The 22,897-nt window shown below is 40.7% G+C and carries 18 protein-coding genes; 9 read left to right on the top strand and 9 right to left on the bottom strand.

All coding sequences use genetic code 11. The features are described from left to right. Positions 1-16: 16 nt before the first annotated feature. Positions 17-2,713, bottom strand: coding sequence for a putative LPS assembly protein LptD (locus J0X14_RS14830; protein WP_207098593.1), 2,697 nt, complete (start codon positions 2,711-2,713; stop codon positions 17-19). A 131-nt stretch (positions 2,714-2,844) separates the two neighbouring features. Here J0X14_RS14830 and J0X14_RS14825 point away from each other — a divergent pair, with 131 nt between their 5' ends. The 9 genes from J0X14_RS14825 (at position 2,845) to J0X14_RS14785 (ending at position 13,694) form a co-directional block, all read left to right on the top strand. After that, positions 2,845-4,065 (top strand): N-acetylmuramoyl-L-alanine amidase, encoded by a 1,221-nt coding sequence (locus tag J0X14_RS14825; RefSeq protein ID WP_207098592.1) that lies wholly within the window; start codon positions 2,845-2,847, stop codon positions 4,063-4,065. 65 nt (positions 4,066-4,130) lie between these two features. Further along, positions 4,131-5,102, top strand: coding sequence for an MlaD family protein (locus J0X14_RS14820; RefSeq protein WP_207098591.1), 972 nt, complete (start codon positions 4,131-4,133; stop codon positions 5,100-5,102). A 6-nt stretch (positions 5,103-5,108) separates the two neighbouring features. Beyond that, positions 5,109-6,431, top strand: a complete 1,323-nt coding sequence (locus J0X14_RS14815; RefSeq protein ID WP_207098590.1) for a (Fe-S)-binding protein — start codon at positions 5,109-5,111, stop codon at positions 6,429-6,431. A 10-nt stretch (positions 6,432-6,441) separates the two neighbouring features. Continuing rightward, positions 6,442-7,233: a (Fe-S)-binding protein gene (locus tag J0X14_RS14810; RefSeq protein ID WP_207098589.1), complete on the top strand. Its 792-nt coding sequence runs from the start codon at positions 6,442-6,444 to the stop codon at positions 7,231-7,233. Between the two features lie 60 nt (positions 7,234-7,293). Further along, positions 7,294-7,776: an ABC transporter ATPase gene (locus J0X14_RS14805; protein ID WP_207098588.1), complete on the top strand. Its 483-nt coding sequence runs from the start codon at positions 7,294-7,296 to the stop codon at positions 7,774-7,776. 92 nt (positions 7,777-7,868) lie between these two features. Next, positions 7,869-10,781, top strand: coding sequence for a glycoside hydrolase family 3 N-terminal domain-containing protein (locus tag J0X14_RS14800; protein WP_207098587.1), 2,913 nt, complete (start codon positions 7,869-7,871; stop codon positions 10,779-10,781). 29 nt (positions 10,782-10,810) lie between these two features. After that, the gene (bshA, locus tag J0X14_RS14795; RefSeq protein ID WP_207098586.1) at positions 10,811-11,953 is read left to right on the top strand and encodes an N-acetyl-alpha-D-glucosaminyl L-malate synthase BshA; all 1,143 of its coding nucleotides are present in this window, start codon (positions 10,811-10,813) and stop codon (positions 11,951-11,953) included. A 3-nt stretch (positions 11,954-11,956) separates the two neighbouring features. Beyond that, on the top strand, positions 11,957-12,412 hold the full coding sequence (locus J0X14_RS14790) for a hypothetical protein (RefSeq protein ID WP_207098585.1): 456 nt from the start codon (positions 11,957-11,959) through the stop codon (positions 12,410-12,412). A 112-nt stretch (positions 12,413-12,524) separates the two neighbouring features. After that, on the top strand, positions 12,525-13,694 hold the full coding sequence (locus J0X14_RS14785) for an OmpA family protein (RefSeq protein WP_207098584.1): 1,170 nt from the start codon (positions 12,525-12,527) through the stop codon (positions 13,692-13,694). Positions 13,695-14,029: 335 nt separating this feature from the next. Here J0X14_RS14785 and J0X14_RS14780 read toward each other — a convergent pair whose 3' ends face one another. The 8 genes from J0X14_RS14780 to J0X14_RS14745 all read right to left on the bottom strand — a co-directional run bounded on the left by J0X14_RS14780 (position 14,030) and on the right by J0X14_RS14745 (position 22,891). Then, positions 14,030-15,064: a glycosyltransferase gene (locus tag J0X14_RS14780; RefSeq protein ID WP_207098583.1), complete on the bottom strand. Its 1,035-nt coding sequence runs from the start codon at positions 15,062-15,064 to the stop codon at positions 14,030-14,032. A gap of 216 nt (positions 15,065-15,280) precedes the next feature. Beyond that, positions 15,281-16,549: an acetyl-CoA carboxylase biotin carboxylase subunit family protein gene (locus J0X14_RS14775; RefSeq protein WP_207098582.1), complete on the bottom strand. Its 1,269-nt coding sequence runs from the start codon at positions 16,547-16,549 to the stop codon at positions 15,281-15,283. Positions 16,550-16,618: 69 nt separating this feature from the next. Beyond that, positions 16,619-17,860 carry a glycosyltransferase family 2 protein gene (locus J0X14_RS14770; protein ID WP_242528047.1) on the bottom strand — a complete coding sequence of 414 codons (1,242 nt, stop codon included), beginning with the start codon at positions 17,858-17,860 and terminating at the stop codon, positions 16,619-16,621. Positions 17,861-17,972: 112 nt separating this feature from the next. Continuing rightward, positions 17,973-18,719 (bottom strand): SDR family NAD(P)-dependent oxidoreductase, encoded by a 747-nt coding sequence (locus J0X14_RS14765; protein ID WP_207098581.1) that lies wholly within the window; start codon positions 18,717-18,719, stop codon positions 17,973-17,975. 156 nt (positions 18,720-18,875) lie between these two features. Further along, entirely contained in the window at positions 18,876-19,487 is a 612-nt protein-coding gene (locus J0X14_RS14760; protein ID WP_207098659.1) for a sugar transferase, read from the bottom strand. Beyond that, positions 19,487-20,626 carry a glycosyltransferase family 4 protein gene (locus J0X14_RS14755; protein WP_207098580.1) on the bottom strand — a complete coding sequence of 380 codons (1,140 nt, stop codon included), beginning with the start codon at positions 20,624-20,626 and terminating at the stop codon, positions 19,487-19,489. The genes J0X14_RS14760 and J0X14_RS14755 overlap by 1 nt, the downstream gene beginning before the upstream one ends. A 27-nt stretch (positions 20,627-20,653) precedes the next feature. Then, complete coding sequence (locus J0X14_RS14750; protein ID WP_207098579.1) at positions 20,654-21,748, bottom strand: glycosyltransferase; 1,095 nt, start codon at positions 21,746-21,748, stop codon at positions 20,654-20,656. Between the two features lie 39 nt (positions 21,749-21,787). Beyond that, complete coding sequence (locus J0X14_RS14745) at positions 21,788-22,891, bottom strand: glycosyltransferase (protein ID WP_207098578.1); 1,104 nt, start codon at positions 22,889-22,891, stop codon at positions 21,788-21,790. Positions 22,892-22,897: the final 6 nt, after the last annotated feature.

Here is a 22,897-nt window from a genome sequence, read left to right as displayed (position 1 = left end):
ATGAAATTATTCAAAATTATCGACGACCACTAAATGGTTGGCTTCTATTTTCCCATTTAAGGTCACTAAGTATGGAACTCTTTATCCCAATAAAAAAGTACCATCGTTCAAAACGTCCGAAGGGCGTCCAATCAAAACTGAGCCTAAAACTGCTTAAATCGCGCTTAAAGTTGAATCGGGTATCTGCAAATCCCTTGTTTTTAAAGTCATATCCCGAATTAAAGCCAATTTCCCATTTGGGAGAAAGTTGAACGTTTCCGGTAAACATCAAGGAGTGGTTGGTGATTTCTTTTTCCCGGTTCCTATTGCTATATGTAGCCACATAGGTTAAACGCATATCCCAAGGAACTTGGGTGCCGTAAATGGGGTTTTCTTGTTCACCACCGCCTTGCTTTTCTTGCTGAAAATTGGACCGACCATCTTCAGCACCTTTCAGTTCAAAAGGGTTGGCACCATAATCGGGGTCTTGCCCTGTCTGCCCTTCCTGTTGCTTTTTGCCCCCCCCTTTTTTGAACATATCGCTATTGATAGAGAATCCTGTGTTCAATCGAGCAGAAGTAAGTCGTAACAAACTACCTCCATTTTTTACATTGAGCGTATTGATGCGCCTACCGTTGTTGTCTATGGCATAGGGGTCAAAAGTGGCGGAAAAGTTTATGGGAACATTTTTAATGATCTCTGTGGCCCCACTCATATTGATGGGGCTTAGTTTGAGGGAATCCGCTTCAAAATTATAGCTTGTGGAGAAGGTAAGGTTGCTTAATATGCTCACCTTTTTTGGTTCCGTTGCCGTGGAATCCTTGTCTCTCACTTTCGCTTCGAGTGTGTTCTGTAAGGAAAAACTAAGGGAGCTTCCCCGAGTCAAGGATGGGCGACCATAGATGCTTGTTTCAAAAGGCGTGTACTGTACCTCTTCACCATCCTCATCGGTGTACGTTTCATAAAATTGCTCAAAGGAAGGGGTGTAACTATACCCAATGGAAGGCCGCATGACATGGCGTATGGCCTGAATTTTTTTATCCTCACCAAAATTAAAGGTACCATAGACAACCGTTCCCAGACTTGCTCCTAAGTTATATCGGTTAAACCTGTCAAAACCTGGAATGGTATCGGTAACAACCTCTTCCAAATCGGTATCATATCTGCGGCGTAGGGTTTCCAAGGTCCAAACATCCTCATAGCTACCGTTTAAGCTCACACTGAGGTATTTTGCCACTTTAAAGTTGGTGCCAATGGGAATCCGGTGCCGGGCACCAATACGGGCATCCTCGAACATTTTGCTGGTAAAAAAGTCCTCTTCTGTGGTGGTAATGCTGTTTTGGGCGTTTACATCATACTGAAAATTGACATTTTGCAAAATTCCTTTTTTTATCCCATCCCTTTTAGCAAAAGGGAAAATACGTTCCATACTGGCCTGTAGGGTAGGCAGCGACATGTTTATGGTTTGCGTCCTGGAGTTTTGGGTGTGGCTCAAAGTTAAACTGGCGTTCACCGATGGGTATTCAGGAAACGTTTTGGAATAACTTATGGATGAGGCAAACGTATTGGTCTGGGAATTGTTCCGGTTTACCTGATTAAGGGAGTTCGTATAGTACTGACTACTTCCTAAGTTCACCGAAGCGGAAAAACGCGAATACGGACTTGCCTTGGGATCTTGGGTGTGTGATATTCGAATATTATAATTGCTCGTTCGACTATAATCATCAAAACCTCTTTGGCTACGGATAAGATTTTCGTAGCTGACATTGACATTCCCTCTAAACCTATATCGTTTGGTGTAAATGGTCTGCCCCTGGAAACCATAACTGCCATTGGTATAATAATCACCTGTGACACTTAGATCTACATAATCGCTTATGGGTAGATAATATCCCCCATTTTGTAAAAAATAGCCCCGTTGCGGATCGTTACCAAAGGTTGGGAAAAGCAGACCTGCCACACGTCCTTGGGTCAATGGAAAATAGGCAAATGGCAGGGCAATGGGTGTAGGGACATCCACAATGTACATATTGCTAAAACCAGCAATGATTTTCTTTTTGGGAACAAACTTGGCCTTGCGTACCCTGATGTAATAATCTGGGTCTACAGTGTCTTTTGAGGTGGTCAATTTTCCTTCATTCAAAAAATAAACAGAATCGTTTTCTTTTTTTGTGATTTTGGCATAGACGTTCATCGCATCGCTTCCCAATGCTCCCGCACCTGCTTGTTGTTCAGTCCGGGAGTTCCAGATAAGGGCTTTTTGGGTGTCAAAATTAAAACGAATGGAATCTGGCCGAACCTCGTTTTCACCTTGCTTAAAGTAGGGGAGTTGGGTATAAACACCCTTTTCATCCTTAATACGCCCAGCATACACCTCATTTTTTACATAATCCATTATAATAACACCTGCTTTGAGCTCGGTATCTTGATAATAGATTTCGGCCTCATCGTACAAATAAATTTTATTTTCTTTTTGGCTCAACCGAACGTAATCTTTGGCCTTATAATTGATTTTATCCAATAGCAGCGGCTGGTTTCCGGAGACGGAATCCACCTCCACAGAATCCACAGAATTGGATTTGTTGAGCATGTCGGCAGTCAGTAAAGGAGCCGTGATGCTATCCTGTGCAGCTTTTATGGGCAAAGGGGTAATACGGTCTTCCTGAGCTGTTAAGGTAAGTTTACCGCAAAGAAGAACAAATAGGAAAACTAAAAGATGTTTGTTTGATTGCAACGTGATAAATCCTATTTTTGTGCTGGGTTGGCTCAGTTTTTGTGCCCAAACTTACATATATTTTTTGTTCCGCTTATTGGGGATTACGATATTTTTAACCAATATTGGGAGACCATAAATAAACAGTTCTTATGAATAAAAGTTGGATTACATTTTTCGTTTTATTATTCATAACCCCACCACTGATTTCATTTAACATTACCAATTTACAAAAAACACCCAATGACAAGTTCATTGTTGTTCTTGATGCCGGCCATGGCGGGCATGATCCCGGTAACATTGGAAATGGGTATTTGGAGAAGGATATTGCATTAAACGTTGTGCTCGAAGCCGGTAAAGAATTGGAAAAGGACCCCACAATTAAAGTCCTTTATACCCGGGATGATGACACCTTTGTTGACCTCTTTAAAAGAGGGGAAATTGCCAATCAAGCCAATGCGGACCTTTTTGTGTCCGTGCATTGCAATGCCCACAATTCCGATGCCAATGGCGCAGAGACTTTTGTACTGGGGCTGCATGCCAATCAGCGTAATTTTGAGGTGGCCAAAAAGGAGAACTCTGTAATTTATTTAGAGGACGATTATGCACAGCGGTACGCAGAATACGACATCAATTCTCCAGAATCCATTATTGGTTTGACTATTATGCAAGAAGAATTCTTGGATCAAAGTATTCTGTTGGGCAAAAAACTGCAGGATAACTTCACCGTAAAGTTGAAAAGAAAAGACCGGAAGGTTAAACAAGCAGGTTTTATTGTACTGCACCAGACCTTTATGCCCAGTGTATTGGTGGAAACCGGTTTTTTGACCAACAAAAATGAAGGAAGCTATCTAAACTCAAAAAATGGTCAACGAGAGATGGGCAAAGCCATTGCCGATGCTGTTTTAGCATACAAGTCTGAGATTAACACTGGAGTTGATATCAGCACCATTTCCACTGAAATAGAAGACACCGAAGTTGCTGTGAATATCCCAGAGGAAACTGAAAGTGTAGCGGAACCCCCAAAAAAGGAGGAGGAAACTCCCAAAAAGGAAGAAACAATCGTTCCATCCACACCAAAAGAAGAAACTAAGGCACCGCCTGTTGTATCCACCAACACAGGAGTGGTTTTTAAAGTACAGCTTTTGGCTAGCGCAAAGAGCATACCCCTTACAGGAGCAAATTTTAATGGATTGGATGTATTGTCCAGGGAGCCCTACAAAAACCTCTACAGATATATGTATGGCAATGCCAGTACGTTGGAGGATGCCAAAAGATTAAAGGCCAATGCAGACGCTAAAGGCTACACCACCTCATATATAGTGGCCTATAAAGATGGTAAGCGAGTGCCTATATCACAAGCAACCAACTAGATGAACATCTTTGACAGCCTTGTCAAAAATATTCCTAATTTTGTTTAAACCATAAACCGAATCCTTTGAAGCTATCCAGGGAAGTTAAGACCGGGGTTATTGTACTCGTAGGAATTTTTGCCTTTGTTTTTGGGCTGAGCTATTTAAAATCCTCCCCACTTTTTGAAAACAATAAAATGTTTTATGCCGTTTATGATAATGTAGGCGGTTTGCAACCCGGTACGCAAGTATCTATAAATGGGTATAATGTGGGCAATGTTACCAGTATTGGATTTAAGGACAGTTCTGGAAAGCTGTTGGTGACCTTTTCGGTGAGCAACGAATTTGATTTTTCCCAAAATAGCACCGCAGAGCTTTTTGATACAGGAATTATAGGCGGGAAAGGTATTCAGATTGTCCCTGTTTTTGATGGAGCTCCCAATGCAAAATCTGGAGACACACTTCAATCAAATATAAAACCGGGGATTACAGAATTGGTGCAACAAAAATTAACTCCTTTGCAAATGAAAGTGGAAGGAGCGGTATCCCATGCAGACACCTTGTTGATGAATGTCAACCAAATTTTGGACGACCCTACCAAAAGAGAGTTGAAGGAAACCATCGTTTCGCTCAACCAATTGGTAAAAGCGTTTAAGGGCAGTGCGGATAAAATAAACCTGCTACTGGAGAACAACCAACAGCAATTGGACAGCTCCCTTAAAAATGTGGGTAATATTACATCCAATTTTTCAAAGCTTTCAGATTCATTGGCTAGTGCAGATTTGGCAGGGACACTTTCCAATTTCCAAGAAACGGTTAACAAGTTGAACGGTATCCTCGAAAAAATTGAACAAGGCGAGGGATCATTGGGCAAACTTCATAAAGATGATGCCTTGTACAATAATTTGGCAGAATCTTCAAGGCAATTGGAACTATTGTTACAGGATTTCAGACTCAACCCCAAACGTTATGTCAACGTATCCGTATTTGGGAAAAAGCAAAAGGAATATACCCTTCCTGAAAACGATCCGGCCGATTCAATACAGACCCAGAACTAGTGTATCATGGAATATTTGCCCAATATACTTTTTGTGATAGCCCTGATTGCAGGTATCGGTTTCTTTACAAGGAACGTTAAAAAATTGTCCCGGAACATCAAATTGGGTAAGGATGTGGATGTTAGTGACAACAAGCCCCAGCGTTGGAGAAACATGGTTCGTATTGCACTCGGACAAACTAAAATGGTGGTACGTCCGGTAGCGGGGCTCATGCATATTTTTGTATATGTCGGCTTTATCATCATCAATATTGAGGTGTTGGAGATTATTTTGGATGGTATTTTGGGAACCCATCGCCTGTTTGCGCCACTAGGTACATTATATGATGTTTTAATTGCTTCATTTGAAATTTTGGCCCTGTTGGTCATTGTGGCTGTGGTGATTTTTTGGATACGACGAAATATCATCAGACTAAAACGGTTCATAAAACCTGAAATGAAAGGTTGGCCCAAAACAGACGGGAACCTAATTCTCTATATCGAATTTGTGTTGATGCTGCTATTTTTGACCATGAATGCAGCCGATTCCCAACTACAACAACTGGGAGCTGCACATTACACGGAGGCAGGCGCATTTCCCATTAGTCAGTTTATAACACCTTTATTTGACGGTCTATCCATTTCCTCCCTTATTGTAATTGAAAGAGCCGCATGGTGGCTTCATATTTTAGGCATCTTAGCCTTTTTGAATTATTTATATTACTCCAAACATTTACACATTTTGTTGGCTTTCCCCAATACCTACTACGGTAAGGTGAAACCACAAGGCCAGTTCAATAATTTAGAATCTGTCACCAATGAGGTCAAATTGATGATGGACCCTTCCGCTGATCCCTACGCAGCACCACCTGAAGATGCACCGGTTCCCGAAAAATTTGGAGCTTCTGATGTAATGGACTTGAATTGGGTCCAGCTTTTGAATGCCTATACCTGTACCGAATGTGGTCGATGTACTTCAGAATGTCCGGCCAACCAAACCGGAAAAAAACTATCACCCCGAAAAATCATGATGGACACACGTGACCGTCTGGAAGAAGTCGGGAAGATTATGGATGCCAACAAAGGTGAATTCGTGGACGATGGCAAACAATTGTTGAATGATTATATCACCCCAGAAGAACTATGGGCGTGCACTACATGCAATGCCTGCGTCCAGGCTTGTCCTGTGAGCATTGACCCTTTATCCATTATTGTGGAGATGAGACGTTATTTGGTCATGGAACAATCCGCAGCGCCGATGGAGTTGAACAACATGATGTCCAATATCGAGAACAACGGTGCACCTTGGCCCTACAATCAAATGGACCGCTTAAACTGGGTGAACGAATAAATTTGGAACTATGAGCGAGCAATTGAAGGTGAAAACCATGCAAGAGTTTATGGCAGAAGGCAAGCAGCCCGAAATATTGTTTTGGGTAGGCTCAGCAGGTAGTTATGATGATCGGGCCAAAAAGATTTCCAGAGCGTTTGTAAAGTTATTGAACAAGGCCAATGTTGTTTTTGCCGTTTTAGGTACCGAAGAGAGTTCCACAGGAGATGTGGCCAAACGGGCCGGCAATGAGTTCTTGTTTCAGATGCAGGCCATGATGAACATAGAATTGCTGAATGGTTACGAAGTAAAAAGGATTGTTACATGTGACCCACATTCCTTCAATACGCTAAAAAATGAGTATCCAGGTTTGGGGGGTACGTATGAAGTTCTTCATCACACCCAATATCTTAAAGAATTAATAGATAAGGGCCGTTTGAAGCTTGAAGGAGAAGCATACAAAGGAAAACGCATTACCTTCCACGATCCCTGTTATTTGGGCAGGGCCAATTCCGTTTTTGATGCTCCTAGAGAACTGCTCGCTAAAACCAATGCAGAATTGGTGGAAATGAAACGCCATAAAAAAACTGCCCTCTGTTGTGGTGCGGGAGGTGCCCAAATGTTCAAAGAACCTGAAAAGGGAGATATGGATATCAACGTACTGCGTACCAAAGATGCTTTAGAGATCCAACCCAATATTATTGCAACAGGTTGTCCGTATTGCAATACCATGATGACGGATGGCATTAAAGCACATGAAAAAGAAGGTAGTGTTACGGTTTTGGATGTTGCCGAAGTATTGGCAAACTCCCTAAATTTGTAAGAATTAAATTGTCCCCTTGAGGTGACTACAGGGGTGTTCTCCTTAAAAAGTATAAAAAAAATGCTAGTAGATTTCAATGAATTGCCAGACCACTCCAGAATTTGGATATATCAAGCCAATAGGAGTTTTACGGAAGAAGAACAAAAGGAACTTGAAGAGGGTTTGACCAGTTTCCTAAAAGAATGGACAGCCCACGGTAGCGATTTACACGCCGGTTTTGAAATAAAATACAAGCGTTTTATTGTTATCGGATTAGATCAAACGAATGCCAGTGCTTCGGGTTGTTCCATTGATGCTTCGGTACATTTTATTCAACGTTTGGAACAAAAATATAATGTGATCTTATTGGATCGAATGAACGTATCTTTTAAACAAGGTGAGTTTATCGCCTATAAACCGTTAAAAGACTTTAAGAAGTTGGCCAAAGACAAGGCCGTTTCCAAAAACACAGTAGTTTTTAACAATTTGGTGGCCACAAAACAAGAGTATTTGGAAAACTGGGAAGTCCCGGCCAGTGAAAGTTGGCATGCCCGTTTTGTATAGATAGAATCTTAAATTATCCTAATTTCTGTGCATTCTTCGATGAAATGCAATATTTTTATGTGCTGTAAGTTGATGTCATAGACAAGATATTTATGCAGATTAAGATCTACCTCTCCTTTTTCCTGTTTTTTTGTTTGCATGCAATGGGCCAAAATCATCCTTTGGTCACCAAGGACTCGCTTGCCCAAACCAATTGGCTTAATGGTCAATACAACGCAATGTCATTGGAAGAGCGGGTGGGGCAGTTGTTCATGGTGAGCATAGCTTCCAATCAAGATCAAGCTTCAAAGGATAGAATCAAAAAACTTGTACGAGAGCAGGGTATTGGCGGCGTGATTTTCTTGGCCGGTGGTCCTGTGCAACAAGCAAAATTGACCAATGAATATCAATCCTCATCCAAAGTGCCACTGCTTATTGGTTCTGACGCAGAGTGGGGTATGGCCATGCGGTTGGATTCCACCTATGCCTTTCCATGGAATATGACCTTGGGAGCGATTCAAGATAATTCCGTAGTGGAAAAAGTAGGCTACCAAATAGGAAAACATGCCAAACGATTGGGAGTGCACATCAATTTTGCTCCGGATTTGGATGTCAATAACAACCCACAAAATCCTATAATTGGCAATCGCTCCTTTGGAGAAGACCCTATAAATGTTGCTGAAAAAGGAATTGCCTTTGTGAAAGGAATGGAGCGGGCCGGGGTTTTATCCTGTGGAAAACATTTTCCAGGTCATGGCGATACCGCTACGGATTCCCATAAAGCTTTGCCCATCATTAATTCGACTCGGGAACAATTGGATTCCATTGAATTGTATCCTTTCAAGAAAACAATGGAAAGTGGCTTAAGTTCCATTATGATAGCTCATTTGGATGTACCTAGTTTGGAAAGTAGGGAAGGGTATCCTTCATCGCTTTCAAATGATATCGTCTACCAATTATTGCAAGATAAAATGGGTTTTAAAGGGTTGGTTTTTACGGATGCCCTAAATATGAAGGCGGTATCGCAATTTGCTCCTGATGGAGAGGTTGAACTCCAAGCTTTTTTGGCGGGAAATGATATGCTGCTGATGCCCGAAAATGTACTTAAAGCCAAAGAAAAATTGATTGAGGCCTACCATACCGGTGTCATTTCCGAAGAGCGCTTGGCCCATTCGGTCAAAAAAATATTGATGGCCAAGTACAAGGTCGGCCTATCCAATTACCATCCTGTTGACTTGGAAAATTTATATGAGGATTTGAATGGGATTGAAAATGATGTGGTCTACGAAGAAGCCATTGAAGGGGCCATTACAGTGGCCAAAAACAACTTTTCGTTGATGCCCATCAGAAAATTGGACAACAAGAAAATTGCCTATGTACAGTTTGGGGATGATTCAGGGGATAAATTTTATAAGACCCTGAACAAATATTTTAAGGTCACTAAAATTGAGGCGAAAGATATCGCTGGGTATAAAAAGGAATTGGCCAATTATAATTTGGTAATCATAGGTTTTCACAAGAGTAATGAAAGCCCTTGGAAAGGCTATAAGTTTTCCAAAAATGAATTGTTTTGGCTTGAGGAAATCTCAAGACTCCGCACTAGCAATACCATATTGACCCTATTTGCAAAACCTTACGCACTCTTGGACGTCCTCAATTTTGATACTATGGACGGAGTGGTTGTTGGATACCAGAATAGTGCGATAGCTCAAGAAAAGGCTGCAGAGGTTATTTTTGGCGCTATTGGTGCAACAGGAAAACTCCCAGTTTCTGCCCACGGTGAATTTCCAGTGAATACGGGAGTGGAAGTAAAACCATTACAACGATTGGGGTACAGCATACCCGAACGCGTAGGGATGAGTTCCTCACAATTGGCCATGGTGGATACTTTGGTACAGAACGGATTGGATTCATTGATGTACCCTGGAGCACAAGTTTTGGTGGCGAGAAAGGGAAAGGTGATTTACAATAAAAGTTTTGGCAAACCTACCTACAACAGCGAGGTACAAATCAATGAAGAATCCATTTACGATTTGGCCTCTTTGACCAAGATTTTATCAACCCTTCCCTTGATTATGAAAATGGAGGAAGAGGGGAAAATTGAGTTGAACGATACGTTCAAGGAACTGGTTCCAGAGTATGAAAACACTGAACTTAAAGATGTAACTGTGCTAAAGGCACTGTCACATTATGGCCGTCTCCCTGCTTGGATTGCATTTTATTTGGATACTTTGAACAAAGAAAGGAAGCCTTCCCCAGAATTTTACAGTCAAAACCCCTCCCAAGACTTTTCCTATCAGGTGGCGGACCACTTGTATCTTACCAACGCCTATAAAGATTCTATCTATGAGCGCATTGGCCGTCAAAGTTTAAAATCAAACCGGTATCGCTATAGTGATGTGGGCTATTATGTATTCAAAAAATTTATTGAAGACACTTATGGAAAGTCTGTGGACAAGCTTATAGATGAGTTTCTTTATAAACCTATGGGACTGCAGTACACATCGTTCAATCCACTGGATAAATTTTCAAAAAATGAAATTGTTCCCACTGAGGAGGACGATTATTATCGGTATCAAACCATACAAGGCTACGTGCATGATATGGGAGCCGCCATGCAAGGTGGCGTAGGAGGACATGCAGGTTTGTTCAGTACGGCCAATGATGTAGCCAAGATTATGCAAATGTATCTGCAAGGCGGCTATTATGGTGGAGAACGATTTTTAAACGAACGTACCGTAAAAAAATTCAATACCTGCTATTTCTGCAATAAAAACGTACGACGTGGGGTTGGTTTTGATAAACCCCAATTGGAAGAAAGTGGGCCTACTTGCGGGTGTGTGTCTCCAAAAAGCTTCGGACATAGTGGTTTTACGGGCACCTATACGTGGGCAGACCCCGATGCAGAACTGGTTTACGTCTTTTTATCGAACCGGACATACCCATCGTCCTCCAACACTTTGCTAATCAGGTCTGGCTTGCGAACCAGGATTCAGCAAGCTATTTATGATTCCATTATAAATTAGACAACAAATATTGACTTAGATTTGTAGTCATGAAAATTGCAATTGTTTGTTACCCCACATTTGGTGGTAGTGGTGTTGTAGCCACTGAATTGGGTATAGCCTTGGCCGAGAGGGGCCACGAAGTTCATTTTGTTACCTATCGGCAACCGGTGCGGTTGGGCCTTTTGGGGAATAATATCCACTTTCATGAGGTGCACGTACCCGAGTATCCTCTTTTTCATTACCAACCCTATGAATTGGCCTTATCCAGCAAATTGGTGGATACCATAAAGCTTTATGGAATTGAATTATTGCATGTGCATTATGCCATTCCCCATGCCTATGCAGGGTATATGGCGAAGAAAATGCTTCAGGAATACGGGATTTTTATTCCCATGATCACCACTTTGCACGGAACCGATATTACTTTGGTGGGCAAACATCCATTTTATAAACCGGCAGTAACCTTCAGTATCAACAAATCTGATGTGGTCACTTCTGTTTCCGAAGCGTTGAAGAAAAGTACCATAGAACTTTTTGATATTGAAAAGGAGATAGAGGTCATTCCCAATTTCATCGAAAAATCAAAATATAGCACTGCATATACCGATTGCCAACGTTCCTTGATGGCCAAAGAGGATGAACGCATTATCACCCACATCAGTAATTTTAGGAAGGTAAAGCGTATTCCCGATGTGATTAAGGTGTTTTATAAGATTCAAAAGGAGCTTCCCGCAAAACTCATTATGGTGGGTGAGGGGCCCGAAAAAGAAAAGGCAGAGCAATTATGTGATGACCTTGGAATGAAAGAAAAAGTATTGTTTTTGGGCAACAGTACTGAAATTGATAGAATCCTTTGTTTTTCGGATTTGTTCCTATTGCCATCGGAAACGGAAAGCTTTGGTTTGGCGGCATTGGAAGCGATGATCAATAAAGTAGCTGTGGTTTCCAGCAATACGGGTGGAATCCCAGAAGTGAACAAAGATGGGATTTCTGGATTTATGTCCAATGTTGGGGATGTGGAGGATATGGCGTCAAAGTCGCTGCAAATCCTTCGGGATGACAAAGTTCTGGAGCAATTCAAACAAAACGCGTACAATGTGGCCTCCAAGTTTGATATAGTCCATATTTTGCCCCTTTACGAGGAACTTTATGAAAAAGCCTATAAATCCCGTTTCAAAAATACCTTTTGATTTATGCGATTTATACTGTTGTTATCGCTTACACTTTGTTTATTTTCATGCAAGGCTCAAAAGGACTTGGCCGGAGAAAAAATGGAGGAAGTTGAGCTTGTAACAAAAGATGGCTATAGTGGTATTACGGAGTATGAAGCCATGGAAATTCGTGATACAAAATCCTTGAACAAGTTCTATTCCCAGATCAATAGGACCCGAAAACCGGGACTTCCAGTGCCCATGGTGGATTTTTCTAAGGAAATCGTCATTGTGGTCTGTATGGGAGAACAAAAAGGAGAAAAATTACCATTGTTGTCCAAAATCAATGAAACAGAAGGAGAACTAACCATTGCCGTTGAGCTATCAGACCAAAAGAGCGCTGAAAATATGGAAGCAGCACCCATTCAATATCCCTTTTATCTATATAAAATGCCGTTGACCGCCAAATTACTGAACTTTCAAAAGGTGGGATGGTAACCCAAATGGAAATATGTACTTCTTATCGAAAATAAAAGCACTTAAAAGTGCAAAACGCACCATTTTATAACAGTGACATACCTTTGTTATTGATAACCTCAAATCATAAATAATGAATATTTCAAAACCAGCTCTTGTGGCTTTGGCCTGTTTCTTCACGGCATCAATCCTTGCACAAGATGTTGAATTAACAAAGAAGGATAGTATAGTACAGAGTTACTGGCTTGTAACCCTTGGGGTCAATGCCGTTGATGACTCTGGTGATGAGTTCGGCGAGTTGTTTGACCTGGAAAAGGGTTGGAACATGGTTCCTTTCCCATCTAGAGTCAGTGTGGGACGTTATTTTAAGAATGGACTCGGTCTTGAGGCCATTGGGTCTTACAACCAATACCAAGAGGGCAAGATTGTTGATAAAGTGGAAATTACGGAGGACATTGATTATTTGGCTCTTGATTTTCGGGTAAGTTATGACCTTAATAAGATTTTGGGGGAAACCGGATTTTTTGACCCTTATATTGGAATTGGTGCAGGATATACTGATGCCAATAATCAGGGTAGGGGGACCTATAATGCTGTTTTGGGGTTTAGGACATGGTTCTCCGACCATTGGGGATTGGACCTAAATACTACTGGTAAATGGGCCATGAGCACCGAAAATGCCACAAATCATATCCAGCATGCCTTGGGTGTAGCCTATCGTTTTGAAGTGGAAAAAGGACTTTCCCGAAAAGGAGAGGAAAAACTTGCTTTGTTGAAAGAAATGGAAGAAGAACAAAAAAGAGTTCAAGATTCCATTGCTCAGGCAGAGGAGGAAGCCCGTTTGTTGGCTGAACGTCTACAAAGAGAAAAAGAAGCTGCTGAGTTGGCTGCTGCCGAAAAGGCCAAAAAAGATGCTGAGGATGCCAGACGCGCTGCCCTTCAGAACAAGATTAACGGATTGGGCAATGTTTATTTCAAGCTTAATTCTTCTTACTTGACTTCTAAGGACAAAGAACTTTTGGATCAATTGGTGGCCGTTATGCATGATGAATCAAACTTGGTCATTAAGGTAACGGCACATACGGATTCCCGAGGAACCAACGAGTATAACCAATGGCTTTCGGAGCGAAGAGCAGAACGTACCGTGGCCTATGTCACTTCAAAAGGAATACCTGAAAGCAGAATCAGTCATGAAGCTTTTGGGGAAACCCAATTGACAAACGACTGTGGAGATGGGGTGTATTGTACGGAAGATAAACATGCCAAGAACAGAAGATCGGAATTTCAGATTGTTGAATTTTAGGATTACACATATATCAAACCTTAAAAGCCATAGTGAAAGCTATGGCTTTTTTTTATGTGCATTTTCCAAAGTAGGATTGATTTCGGCTGGATGAAAATTATTTTTTCTAAGTGTCCTTCAAGGATTAACTCTAAGTTGAATGAAAGTAAGGAGGGCTTTTTACACTATCTGTAGTTCAAGTGCTTAAAACAATCAAATTTCTTAAGAATAGGACTATACAGGACCTTGCAGTTAATTCTTTGTGGCAGATTCCCTTGAATTTTTGGTACAAAAAAAAGCTACAGCATATTTATTACACTGTAGCTCAACCAAAATTAAATTAATGTCGTTATTAACTAACGTGAGGGCATAATTTTCATCAACCCCATACCCAAATAAAGACAGGTCTTATTGTTAAATGCCGGAACAAAAGTCATGTTGTATAAACGCCCTGTACTGCCTTCACCAATACCTCCAATTTTCGGATCCATGGGATACGCCTCAAACGTATGCAATTTGGATAGTATTTGTTTCAGTTCCTTAAAACTGAGCAAACGGTATTTTAAAGTTCTTATAATCAAGGCAAAAACATAAGCCTGCTGTTTACCTTTTAGATTTTTAACCACTCTACCATAATCGGGGTGGGAGCTATCCAATCCTTTGATCAAACCATGAAAATGCTCAATGGCATTGACCATGCCATGAATAAATTTGAGGTTGTGCGCCCGGTCCTTGCTGGTAACAATGGAATTTTCAACCACGATATAGCGGTGGACATCCATGTCCACTTTGGCCATTCTACTGGCCTTAAAAAAGAGACTGGCAGTAAAAATGGCATCTTCGTACAAAGTACCTTCAATAAATTTTACCCCGGCATTCTCCAAAAGGCTTCTTTTAACAATATAGCGCCATGCTTCATTTCTAAAGCCGTACTCGGCAACATAACTAATGCCATCCATGACCTCCACGGGTAAATCTTGTGGGTTTTTTGTCATGGAATCAAAGTCGAGTTCTGAACCTTCCTTCTTTTCCTTGGTTTCGAATTCGAGTACGTCCAAATCATGCCCTGTAGCCAAATCAATCAAGGCTTTCAAGACATTGGTGGCCAAATAGTCATCTGCATCCAAAAAATAGACGTAGTCACCCTTGGCTGCCTCCAAGCACTTGTTTCGAGCCACGCTTGGGCCTTGATTTTGTTGTTTTATGAGATGGATGTTGGCATGCTTTTCAGCATAGTCAGCCACAATCGCAGCTCCTGAATCTTTGGAGCCATCGTCAACAATGATAATCTCATATTCATTTGCTGATAGGTCTTGATCTAATAGACTTTTAAAGCAGCGCTCAATATATTTTTCCTTGTTATAAAGCGGAATAAGTATGCTTAATTTCATTGCAATCTTGATTGGGTTGTGTTGTTGTTTTTATCACTAAAAAATGCAGATTTGAGGACTTTGATACGAATAATGAGACAATTCATTTTTTCATATTGCCCTCAAAATCAGCATAAAACTAGAGCATCCTTCAGTATTGACAAATAAAATTGATTTAGTGCCATTTTATGGGGCAAACTACTTCTATATGTTTAAACGAAAGGAGTTTTCTTTTGTTTAATAGTCATCTTCGTTGAAAGGCTTCAACCATTCCAAAATCATGTTCTCGCCATTAGTGTCCTTGATTTTCAAAACATCTTTAAAAGCACGGATTTTGGAGTTGATTTCCGCAATGGTATCCGCCACGACATAGATTCTGGAATACACCTGTCGCTCGGTTCCTAGCCATTCTTCTTCAACAGTGTCCCCTTCTTTAAATCGTTCCAATACAAAAACGGTATTTGGATCATTTTTTATTTCATCCACACCTTCAATGGACCCAATTTCACCTCCTGTTAGTAGTATCCAAATGGTACAGGCATTTTTTCCTCTGAACCAATAATCATTTTTTTCGGCAAAATCATCTTCTCCCAAAACACCGGTAAAGGCATAATTTACCAGCATTTCCCTATGATCGAATCCGTTGATGTGGTTAATGTGGATGTGTGGTGCCTCACCTTGCAATCTAAAGCCGGGGTCATAGGCATAGACTACGCCATTTTCCACAAAAAACTGAATATTGAGTACCCCGTTTTGGATTTTCAGCCCCTTAAAGAGCTCGCAAAGTTTTGGATGCACTTGATCAATAAACAGCTGGGAATGTTTGGATGGATATACTGCTCCAATACAAACCGGACTGGCATCCCCTTGTTTTTTTGTAGTAAGTCTATCAGATATTGCTGAAATATACGGAACGCCATTTCTAAAAGTATAATACGCAGCCATATCATCGCAGTCCATGTATTTTTCAACTAAGACGACTCCTTTTTTGGAAAATTTCAATGCGGTCTTTACCGACTCATTGTAGTCGTTATCGTCTCTGCAAATCTTCATGCCAACCCCACCACCGCTATCAACAGGTTTTATCATTAAGGGATAGTCCAGATTTTCTGGCTTATCAATGTTTGATGCATCCAAATAAATTCCTGGAATATCCTGAATATTATATTCGGCACAATACCTTTTAAAGCCATCTTTACTGCAAAAGGCCTCAATGGCTTCTTTGGTGGCGTAGCAGTGTATGCCCAATTTTTCACAAATCTCCCTGTAGGGTTTTACCAAGATGTCCGCCACTCCAACCAACACAGCATCCGCATTACGGTCTTTAGCCAATTGCGCAATGCCATCAACATCAAAACCATCAAAGTCATGGGATTCAGCAGCATTTTTTTTGGCTGGCGCATTGGGATTTGGGTCAACTACAATGGTATAAATGCCCATTGCATTTGCCACATCTACCAAAACAGCCGTTTCTGGGTTACCTCCCAGTATAATAAGTCTTTTCATAAATCAAAGTTATTACAACATCGTCTTATTTTGATGTTTCTGAGGTTTCAATTTTAATTGGGTGGGGGATTAATTTTTTTGATACTCAAATTGGTCATTAAAGCCCAAATCCATCAGTAATTTTTTAATGTCCTCTATGTTTGTGTTAATTTCTACAATTTTGTTTGCATCAATGCCCATAAGCTCCAGCTCCTCTTGGATTTCATCATGATTTGTGGGATTGATGGTGGCGATGATCAAATGATCAAAATCATTGTTGTTTGCAGCACTGATGGGTTGTACATGGTTTCCGCCAATACTTAAAGGATGAAAATCCAAGTCTATCCACTTGTCCACCTCAAAAAAGTTGGCCTTGGTATTGGTAGACAAAATATGTTGTCCAAAAGAACCAGAGCTATAAACAACGACTCGCGATTTAGGGCCAACATTTAAAAAAGGATTGAAAATCAAATTGCTATCCTTGTCAAAAATCAACCCCCCGGAGCGAACCAAAATTTGAGAGTACAAATAATATGTAATTTGCTTATCCAGATTTTTTGCGTCAAGAACTGTACTGAGCTTTGATTTTAGAAAACTCATCAACAACCCCAACCTATAGTATTCCATCTGCGGATTCTCAATGGACTTCACAATTGAATCATGTCGCTGTCTATAGTAATACACTGGAACCTTGCTTACGGTAATCTTTTTTGAAATGGTAAGGTAGGCATAGGTTATGGCTGCGTCTTCTCCCATGATTATCTCATTGGGGACATCATACAGAACCTCACTCAACAGCGACTTTTTGAACAATTTGTTCCACACGTAGGTTGATATGCCATGCTCACAGAAACGGCCATTATAGATAGCGTTGGGAAGAATGGAGGATTGTACTTCTTCATGACTATAGGTGCCGGTATCTTTTGGTTTTATGGTCTCTATTTTACCATCGAACTCCCTAAAATGGCCTGTAACCACAAGGTCTGAGTCATTTGCCACCGCAAGTTTGTACAAGGTATCCAAATAAAACGTATCCACCCAATCATCACCATCAACGTATGCAATATATTTTCCACTGGCATTGTCCAATCCTGCTTTTCGAGCACTTAAGAGTCCGCCGTTTTCTTTGTGAACAACCTTTATCCTAGCATCTTCTTTTGCGTAATCATCACAAATTTTAGGGCAATTGTCTGGGCTGCCGTCGTCCACCAAAATCAATTCAAAATCTGAAAAAGATTGATCCAGCAGACTATCAATACATTGAGGCAAGTACTTTTCAATCCGATAAATGGGTACAATGACGCTTATTTCAACAGTATTCAATTGACTCATAGTTTATTCGATTGATTATAAAACAAACCACCACCATAAATATTGCTTTCAGGTGCAGATTTTATGGTGTTTGGAATTCTATTTTCAAAAGTTGAAGATGGGGTCATTCTATCTAAATAAACTCTCCTCCTGTAATTCGCATCAATGAGCCGGTTGTCATTGCTGATTCGTCTGAAATAAAGTACATCACTGCGGGTATGGGGTCCGATGTATTGAGCATTCTACCCATTGGGATGATTCCCGATGCCTTTTCCTTTAGTTTCTCCTCGCTTACACCTTCTTTGTCGCGTAGCTCAAGTTCTCCTTCGGTATTGGTCCAACCCATGACCAAATAATTGGATCTCACGCCATATTTGGCATAATGATGTGCTATATGGGTTGATAATGTATATAAACTGCTTTTGGTCAAGGCATACGGAGCTCTGTCGACTTCGCCATAATCCATGTGCGCCGACCCAAAAAATAGAATGGAACCTGACTGCTGTTCAACCATGGATTTTAGCACGTGTTTCAATAAAAAGAAGGGTGCCTTAAGGTTGATGTTGAACACACTATCATACACGTCCTCCTCTACATCAAGTATTGATGCTATTGAAGTGGTACCTGCATACAAAATCAAAGCATCCACTTTTTTGAAACGCTCTATGGTTTTCTCATAATAGTCTTTAATGTCTTCAACGTCATTCAAGTCAATTTTATGGAAATAGAGTTGATCTTGAGCTTGTGTGGATTCGATGACCTTATGGCCTTCCTCTTGGTTTCGCCCACAAAAGGCTACGTTATAGCCCTTCTTTACACAGGATTTGAGGATTTCCTTTCCTACTCCTTTGGATCCCCCTAAAATCATTACAGTTTTCATGGTTGTATCAGCTTGCCTTAATTTGTCCATTGTCCAAATCTAGGTATTTATTGGTATGGCTTTGATTTTTATCTATAAAGTTGTTCAAACTTTCTTTGAATCGTACATAAGTGGTAGGATGCAGCTATTTTGAATATGCATCCTTGTAAAAGAGGTTCATTGGTTTTTGGTTCCCATGAACCGTTCCATGGTTTGGTCTTCACTGGCCGATATACCATCGCGTTGTACTACTTTTTGCACGGTTTTGACCAAGATTTTTACATCAGTGGCAAAACTAATGTTATTGACGTACCACACATCCAGCCTAAATTTCTCTTCCCAACTTATGGCATTACGGCCATTGACTTGTGCCCATCCTGTAATTCCGGGTTTTACATTATGCCGTTTGGCCTGTTCGGAATTGTAGAGTGGGAGGTAGGCCACCAAAAGGGGTCTCGGTCCAACAATGGACATGTCTCCTTTAAGTACGTTGATAAGTTGCATAATTTCATCAAGAGAGGCACCACGCACAAACTTGCCCACTTTGGTAATGCGTTCCATATCGGGGAGGAGGTTGCCTTGGGCATCCTTCTTATCGTTCATGGTCTTGAACTTGATAATGGTGAAGATCTTTTCATTTTTCCCCGGCCTTTTTTGAAAGAAAAAGGGTTTTCCATTATTTGCCCATGCAAGCAGAATGGTCAATGTTAAAATAATGGGAGATAGCACCAGTAGCGCCACCAATGAGACCAAAAAATCTATTATTCGTTTAAAGAATTTTGAATACATCATGCAATATTTTGATTGATGATCTTGAGTAAATCAGCATTTATCAAGCGGACATCAAACTTCTGTTCCGCAAGTTTTCTACTTTCTCTTCCCATGGCTTCAATTTTACCTGGATGGTCCAAAAAGTAGTTTACGGCTTTTTTAAGAGGCTCCAATTCTTTTGGCGGAATCAAAAAGCCATTTTTTCCTTCCTCTACGGTTTCCCTGCATCCGGGAGTTCGTGTAGTTATTATTGGCAAACCTACCGATAGGGCTTCTAAAATGGACCTTGGCACGCCTTCCCTATAGTAAGTGGGCAAGACAAAAATATCCGCGGCGTAGAGATAAGGCCTAACATCCATTTGCGTCCCATGGTGCACAATTACACCAGTATCATGTAGCTTTTGTAATCTTGATGCCAATGCGGTCAAATCTTCAGGAGGGCTGCCAACCACATGGAATTTGGCGTCCCTATTTTCTTTATGTGCGGATACAGCGGTGTCAAGGAACAGTTCAATGCCTTTTTCAACCATCAATCGGCCAATGATGATAAAATTTACAGTGCCCCCTTTATTGAATTCATCATCAGTTTTAGGGCGAAAGCGATCTATGTTGATTCCAGAGCCGTTCACCACAAAGGATTCTTTGTTTTTGGGCAGAATACCTTGTTCCAAAAAGAGGTTTTTATCATCCACATTTTGAAAAATGGCAACGTTGTTTTTTCTGAGAGCAAGCTTATACAATAGTCGTGAAACCTGACCCAAAAGCTTCGATTTTAGGGAAACCCCGCTGAAGGTAAAACCGAGCCCTGTAATCAGCGAAAAGGTTTTGATTTTTAATTGCTGAGCTGCAAAAGAGCCATAAATAACCGGTTTAATGGTGTAGGCAAACACAAAATCCACCTCAAGGTCTTTCATGATTTTTTTGAGTTCCCTCACACTTTTAAAATCTTTGAAGGGATTTAGCCCTTTACGCTGCAGATTGAATTCAACAGGATGGGCGCCCATGGCCTTAACGGCGTCAGAGTTAACCTTGTCATAATCTGGGGCTGCACACCAAACATCATAGCCTGCTAGAACAAGTTCTTCTATAAAATCTTTCCTGAAGTTGAGCAGGGAATAGGAAACAGAACAAATAATTAAAACTTTTGGCTTTGTCATTGATTGTGGCGATTATTGAATGGCTCCTTATTTTTTAATGGCATCGGTATAGCATTGCAAATAGCCTTCTACCATATCTTCTATATCAAAATCTTTAGATCGTATCATACATTTTTCAACTACGTCTTTATAGTAAACCTCATCCGTTGTCAGTTTGGTTATGTTTACAGCCAATGATTCGTGATCTCCTTTTGGAAATAGGATTCCATGTCCTTGGACCACTTCGGTAAGGCCAGGTACGTCTGAAGCCATAAAAGGTTTCCCCGAGGCAAGGCCTTCAACACAAGATAGGGACAAGCCTTCAAAGTTTGAGGAAAGAACAACTATGTCAACGGTCTTTAGAAGACGGGGCACATCGCTTCGCAGTCCATAGAAATGAACTCTGTCCGATAGCTTCAACGAAGCTGCCAGTTTTTCATGTTCCGCTCTTAGCGGACCATCGCCCACTAGAATAAGATGTGTGGTCTCCGGTAGGTGGAGTAAACTTTCAATCAGTGTTTTTTGGTCTTTCTGCGGTGTAAAACTCGATACCTGTAGCAAAAGCGTGGTGGTTTGGTCAAAACCTAGATCTGATTTTTGGTATGGCTTAGCGGAACTTACCTCATTTAGATTGATTCCATTATTGATTTGATACACCAACTTTCTTAATTTACCAAGATGTTCCTGCAAGTTTTCGTGCACTGCATCTGATATGGAAATGATTTTAGTGTACCGTTTGTAGATGATTTTGTCAATATGTTTTAGTAGGGGATGATTTCTCCTCCGGTTTGTGGTGTTGTGCTCTGTGTAAAAAAGTTTTGCCCGCACATTCCCCAAAAAACTTGCAAACCCAACCCAATAAAAAGATGGAAATAGGTGCACATGCACCACATCATATTGATTCAGCAATCTTTTTAGTTTAAAAATATGCGTCGGGCTGTACATACTTTTTCCCTCGCCCAAATCGTGGATTTTTAATTCGGGGCTAATTTTTGTCAAACGGTCCATGAACGCTGTTTTTTTGCCGTTCAGCAAAGCCAGTTCAACATCCACTCCTTTTTTTAGATAAGCGATACATAAATCTGTGACCAGTTTTTCCGCCCCACCTGAATTTAAAGAATTAATTACCTGTAAAACCTTCATTTAATTGAAATTCTCTACTACATAACGTAGCAAATCAGATTATTTTATTTTTTTCTGAATTTTTTTCTTGGGGGAGACCAACCCTAAAAAAAGGTTTTCATAATTAGACAAGATCTTTTCCTCTGAATATCTGGAATACACAGACTCGCGAATTGCACTTGGGTTCCAATCGTGGTTGATGGACAATTCCAATTTTTCTAAAAAATCCGAATGATCTTTGGCCATGTACCCGTTCACCCCTGGAATAATGATTTCATTGATTCCACCAGGGGCATCAAAAACAACGGCCGGAGTGCCCGTGGCACAACTTTCTACTAATGCATTTGGAAAACCTTCAACATAAGACCCTTGCAAGTAAAGATCGTTTTGCGCCAAATACTCATTGATTTTATTGGTGTGGGAAACAAATGTGATTTTTTCAGTAATCCCCAGTTCGTCAATCAAGCTAACTAAGGTATCCTTATAATCTCCCGAACCAATAACGGTATAATGAAAAGGTTTGTTGAACTCTGCCAAGACTTTTAAGACCCTCTGAAACCCTTTTCGTTCCGTTAACCTACCAATGGTAATGAACCGTAATACATTGTCTTCCGCAAAGATGCGTTCTTTCAATTTGAATTTTGAAGTCACCGGATTATTGATGACGACCATTTTTGAAACTGGCAACCCAAAGTTCTCAATTAGATCATGTTTCATGTCATTGGATTGGCATACAATCTTATCCTGGGACTTTAGTGCCAAGCGATAGGGTAAAGCAGGTCTTTCATGTTCGGTCTTGTCGCCCTCCATACTAAAACTGGATATAGTGGTTTCCCTGGCCACAAATTTTATCCAAGGGAACACAAGGCCAATAAACCCTGTTACCGTGTTTACGTGTCCCATGGCACCTATCACTATTTTTGGTCTGTACATGATCAGAAACTTGATAATTGCAGGGATGGCATGTTTGACCCGACTTTTGTTTAAAAAGGTTACGGGAATGTTTTCTACTTTATATTTCTGGTCCTTGTTGGAGCCCGTAATCAGCAAATGGGAATCAAATAGAGTAGGATCAATGTTTTGCGCCAAAAAGGACATGACCCGCTCAGCACCCCCTGAACGCAATGATGGCAAAATAAAAAGGACATCAATTTTTTTTTCCAATGCTAG

Source organism: Allomuricauda sp. CAU 1633, assembly GCF_017313225.1.
GTDB lineage: Bacteria > Bacteroidota > Bacteroidia > Flavobacteriales > Flavobacteriaceae > Flagellimonas.
Note: the sequence above shows the minus strand (reverse complement) of the source record. Positions and strands in the feature narration are given on the sequence as shown.

Excerpts from the sequence above, each read along its gene's own strand:
- J0X14_RS14805 (WP_207098588.1), top strand. The coding sequence starts at position 7,294 with ATGCTAGTAGATTTCAATGAATTGCCAGACCACTCCAGAATTTGGATA.
- J0X14_RS14810 (WP_207098589.1), top strand. The coding sequence starts at position 6,442 with ATGAGCGAGCAATTGAAGGTGAAAACCATGCAAGAGTTTATGGCAGAA.
- J0X14_RS14770 (WP_242528047.1), bottom strand. The coding sequence starts at position 17,860 with ATGAGTCAATTGAATACTGTTGAAATAAGCGTCATTGTACCCATTTAT.
- J0X14_RS14790 (WP_207098585.1), top strand. The coding sequence starts at position 11,957 with ATGCGATTTATACTGTTGTTATCGCTTACACTTTGTTTATTTTCATGC.
- J0X14_RS14750 (WP_207098579.1), bottom strand. The coding sequence starts at position 21,748 with ATGAAGGTTTTACAGGTAATTAATTCTTTAAATTCAGGTGGGGCGGAA.
- J0X14_RS14775 (WP_207098582.1), bottom strand. The coding sequence starts at position 16,549 with ATGAAAAGACTTATTATACTGGGAGGTAACCCAGAAACGGCTGTTTTG.
- J0X14_RS14765 (WP_207098581.1), bottom strand. The coding sequence starts at position 18,719 with ATGAAAACTGTAATGATTTTAGGGGGATCCAAAGGAGTAGGAAAGGAA.
- bshA (WP_207098586.1), top strand. The coding sequence starts at position 10,811 with ATGAAAATTGCAATTGTTTGTTACCCCACATTTGGTGGTAGTGGTGTT.
- J0X14_RS14785 (WP_207098584.1), top strand. The coding sequence starts at position 12,525 with ATGAATATTTCAAAACCAGCTCTTGTGGCTTTGGCCTGTTTCTTCACG.
- J0X14_RS14825 (WP_207098592.1), top strand. The coding sequence starts at position 2,845 with ATGAATAAAAGTTGGATTACATTTTTCGTTTTATTATTCATAACCCCA.
- J0X14_RS14815 (WP_207098590.1), top strand. The coding sequence starts at position 5,109 with ATGGAATATTTGCCCAATATACTTTTTGTGATAGCCCTGATTGCAGGT.
- J0X14_RS14800 (WP_207098587.1), top strand. The coding sequence starts at position 7,869 with ATGCAGATTAAGATCTACCTCTCCTTTTTCCTGTTTTTTTGTTTGCAT.
- J0X14_RS14780 (WP_207098583.1), bottom strand. The coding sequence starts at position 15,064 with ATGAAATTAAGCATACTTATTCCGCTTTATAACAAGGAAAAATATATT.
- J0X14_RS14760 (WP_207098659.1), bottom strand. The coding sequence starts at position 19,487 with ATGTATTCAAAATTCTTTAAACGAATAATAGATTTTTTGGTCTCATTG.
- J0X14_RS14755 (WP_207098580.1), bottom strand. The coding sequence starts at position 20,626 with ATGACAAAGCCAAAAGTTTTAATTATTTGTTCTGTTTCCTATTCCCTG.